A 709-nucleotide genomic window follows, 5' to 3' on the forward strand; every position below is an offset into this window, starting at 1 on the left:
ATATCCAACCAAAGGCGGTTTGTGTCGATGAATTTGCCTTTCGAAAAGGGCATGACTACGGAGTGTCGATCATGGATGCCGAGACGGGAGAAGTGTATGCCATCGAAGCTGGAAAGAACGAGGAAGCCATCAGACGTGCGTTGGCGCATGTGTCTCGTTCTGTTCAGTATGTCGTAAGCGATTTAGCCCCAGCGATGAAAAAAGCCATTCAAGGGGTTTGCCCAGAGGCGACACACGTGGTCGATTATTTCCATGTCATTCAGCTGTTTACGGATGCTTTAGATCGTTGCCGCAAATATGTAGACAAAGGGGGCAAGAAACACGGAAATGTTCGTTACGTTTGCCGTTTATTGAGCACATGCCCAGAGAAATTGACGGAGGAAGAACGTCAAATCGTACGAGAATGGTGCAATGAAAGCGATTACTTAAAGTCGGTCTACCAATCGCTCCAACATTTTCGTTATGTGTCCAAAAGCAAAGACGAGCAACAGGCGAAACGACGTTTGGAGTCTTGGATTCATCGGTATTCGTTTTGTCCTTGTTCGGTTGTGCGCGCGATTGCAAAAGCGCTCGTCAAGCGAACAGAAGAAATCGTTTCTTGCATTTTATCCCCTTACTCGAATGGGAAAATGGAAGGAACGAATAACAAGATCAAGCTGATCAAACGTCGGGGATATGGATACAGAAATATCCAGCGTTTTGCATTACG

1 protein-coding gene is annotated in these 709 nt (G+C 46.3%); it reads left to right on the forward strand.

Annotated features, from left to right (window positions below; all coding sequences use genetic code 11):
• On the forward strand, positions 1-709 hold a 709-nt coding region (locus tag JV16_RS14945), incomplete at both ends, for an ISL3 family transposase (RefSeq protein ID WP_042536464.1).

The sequence above is a fragment of the Anoxybacillus ayderensis genome, assembly GCF_000833605.1.
GTDB lineage: Bacteria > Bacillota > Bacilli > Bacillales > Anoxybacillaceae > Anoxybacillus > Anoxybacillus ayderensis.